3 protein-coding genes are annotated in these 2,816 nt (G+C 67.1%); 1 reads left to right on the top strand and 2 read right to left on the bottom strand.

What is annotated here, in order from left to right; all coding sequences use genetic code 11:
• Positions 1-33 precede the first annotated feature (33 nt).
• Complete coding sequence (locus tag VLK61_RS04370) at positions 34-1,182, top strand: PAS domain-containing protein (RefSeq protein WP_325418679.1); 1,149 nt, start codon at positions 34-36, stop codon at positions 1,180-1,182.
• Positions 1,183-1,212: 30 nt separating this feature from the next.
• On the opposite strand, the gene VLK61_RS04375 is transcribed toward VLK61_RS04370, so the two are convergent.
• Both VLK61_RS04375 and VLK61_RS04380 read right to left on the bottom strand, forming a co-directional pair.
• On the bottom strand, positions 1,213-2,364 hold the full coding sequence (locus VLK61_RS04375) for a PEP-CTERM sorting domain-containing protein (RefSeq protein WP_325418681.1): 1,152 nt from the start codon (positions 2,362-2,364) through the stop codon (positions 1,213-1,215).
• A gap of 54 nt (positions 2,365-2,418) precedes the next feature.
• Positions 2,419-2,816: DUF3734 domain-containing protein (locus VLK61_RS04380; RefSeq protein WP_325418683.1), on the bottom strand; the 398-nt coding region annotated here is incomplete at its 5' end.

The following is a 2,816-nucleotide window of genomic DNA, read 5'->3' on the forward strand; positions in this document are numbered from 1 at the left end:
TGCAGGAGCCGCAGCAGTGAAAGGAGTCGCCGCATGACCAAGACGCCCGTTCGCATGCCGGCCCTGCTGCCCGGACTTGTTGCGGTCACAGCGCTGGTCGCCTGGCGCCTTTGGCCTGGCTCACCGGCAATGCCGATGTGGCTGGCCACCGCTGCGGCAGCGCTGATCGCCACGCAGATCGTGCTGCAGATTGCGCTGCGCGAGCGCTCCGCCTGCCATGCCTTGCGACAACGCGTGGCCGAACTGGACCGGGCGGCCGCGTTCGAACGTCGTGCGCTGGATCAGGTGCGCGAAGAGTCCCGCCGCATCGAGCAGGCGCTGTTCGTCAGCAAGGAACGCTACGCGCTGGCCCTTCGTGGCGCCACTGACGGCCTGTGGGAGTGGAACCCGGCAGCCGACCGTCTGCAGGGCTCGCCGCGCTGGCTGCACATGCTGGGCCGCGATGCAGCAAGCGACGAGGCGGCGCCGATGTGCCTGGCCGATCGCCATGCGCTGGTGCACCCGGATGAACGCAGCGCCGTGCGGCAGGCGCTGCAGCAGCACCTCGACGGCAAGAGCGAGCGCTTCGAGCTGCCGCACCGCCTGATGCATGCCGATGGCCGCTACCGTTGGGTGCTGTCACGGGCCACCGCCATCCGCCACGCCAGCGGCAGCCCCTATCGGCTGATCGGCCTGGACACCGACATCACACGGATCAAGCGGGTCGAGACCCTGATCGATGCCATCGCCGAAGGCACGGCGCGCAGCAGCGGCGCATCCTTCTTCCAATCCCTGGTGATGCACTTCGCGCGTGCACTGCACATCGACTGCGCCTTCATCACCGAGTGCGCCAACCGCCCGGCAACCCGCGCACGCACGCTGGCCTTCTGGCGCCGCGACGGCTTCGATGCGAATTTCGAGTACGAACTGGCCGGCACGCCTTGTGAGCGTGTCTATGCCGAGGGCAGCACCTGCTTCCACCCCGCCGGTGTAGGCCGATTGTTTCCGCGTGAAGAAGGTTACGAAGGCTACCTGGGCCTGCCGATCCTTGCGCGCGATGGCGGCGTGATCGGCCACCTGGCCTTCCTGCACCACGAACCGCTGAACGACGAGGTGCTGCTGGAATCCGTGTACCGCATCTTCACCGCGCGCGCCAGCGTCGAGATCGAGCTGGCGCAGGCCCTGCAGCGGCTCGGCGATTGACGGTCGCGGGCCGCACAGCGCTGTTCGCGCTCAGCTGACAGCGCGGCGGGAGCGCGACAGCGTCAGCCCGGCCAAGCCCAGGGCCACGAGCAGCCAGGTCGATGGCTCGGGCACGGTACCGTCGTTCTGCACCAGGTCGAACCGGAACGCGTGGACGGCGTTGTCACGAATGGCAGTGCCGACGATCTGGCCGGTGTCGTTGATGCCGGTGATGTCGAGGATCGTCCAGCCATCAAAACCCGAGCCGATCAACGAGGCCAGGTCGTGCATGACCGTGCCGTCGAAGAGGAACCCGTGGTTGGCGCTGCCTCCGGACAGACCGACGACCCAGCCCTTGTCATTGATGTCGCGCGCCTCGGAACGCACGTCCCCGGGCAGGAAGCCGATGTCCATCAACTGCCCGTTGCGGTAGACAAACGCATGCTCCATCGATGAGGCCACCGTTGCACCGCCCACCACATCGCCTTGGCTGTTGATGCCGAACGCGTAACTGGTGGCGCCGCCGAACGTGCCGATGTCGATGAGCTGCTGCCCCTGGGTGACAAAGGCGCGCTGCTGGCCATTGCTGTTCTTCGAGTAGCCGGCAATGGTGCCGGCATCGTTGATCGCGCGGCCGGTGGCGTAGTCGCCGCCCAAGGTGCCCAGGTCGTGCAGTGTGCTGCCGTCGTAGAAGAAGGCACCGGTGCGCATGCCGCCGAAGCCGTCGAAGTAATTGCTGGCCCAGCCGGTCGCCTGGCCGAGGTTGTTGATGCCGAAGCCGTAGCTGCTGTAGTCGCCATTGACCGCGCCGATGTCCTTGACCGTGTTGCCGTCGAAGATCACCGCGTGTGTGGCAAACATGTTCTGGTCGGCACGTGGATAGCTTGACCCGCCGACCGCCGTGCCGCCGTTGTTGATGCCGTAGGCGGAACTGCCGTACCCAGGCCCTCCCAGCGCACCGAGATCCTGCGGTCCCGCGCCGCCGGTGTTGCGCACGGCGTGGTATTGCGAATCCGCGGCGGACCAGCTGTTGCCTGCAGTCAGGCCGTTGCCGGAGATGGCCTGGCCCGAGCTATCGGAAGGGTTGGTCGACAGGGCCTGCAGATCGACCGCGTGGTAGACGATGGGCGCGGCCTGGGCTCCTGCGCCAGCGGCGATGCCGGCGCAGGCCGCGGCGATCCAGGTGAGACGTCGTGTGAACATGATGAAAAGTCCTCCAAGATTGGTGTAGTAGAAGAAGATCCGTGCGCGGCCCTGTCAGCCGAGGCTGTGCTCGATGACGCCCTCGATCGGATCGGCCGGCATGCGCCACGGCGACATCTCGATCATGCGCAGCGTGTCGGCATGCCCGGCCTCGCGGCGCGACCGCACGCCGGCCGGCGTGAAGTCGATGTCCTTGGTGTGGTCCTCGCCATCCAGGCGCGGCGCCACCAGGTGCGCCACATGCATCGTCGTGCCGCAGCCCCAGGACACCAGCTCCTTGACCTTGGCATCGTTCTGCTTGGCCGCCGGCAATTGCTTCTGCAGCTCGCGGATCACATGGCGCAGCCGGTGGATCTGCTTCTGCCGCAAGATGTGGCTGTCGGCCCGGCTGGCGAACTGGATGTCCTTCTGCCGGCCCATCACCTGCCAGATCGATTCCGGCTCGGGCCCGG

Origin of the sequence: Aquabacterium sp. (assembly GCF_035476535.1) — a bacterium.
GTDB lineage: Bacteria > Pseudomonadota > Gammaproteobacteria > Burkholderiales > Burkholderiaceae_C > Pseudaquabacterium.

Excerpts from the sequence above, each read along its gene's own strand:
- VLK61_RS04370 (WP_325418679.1), top strand. The coding sequence starts at position 34 with ATGACCAAGACGCCCGTTCGCATGCCGGCCCTGCTGCCCGGACTTGTT.
- VLK61_RS04375 (WP_325418681.1), bottom strand. The coding sequence starts at position 2,364 with ATGTTCACACGACGTCTCACCTGGATCGCCGCGGCCTGCGCCGGCATC.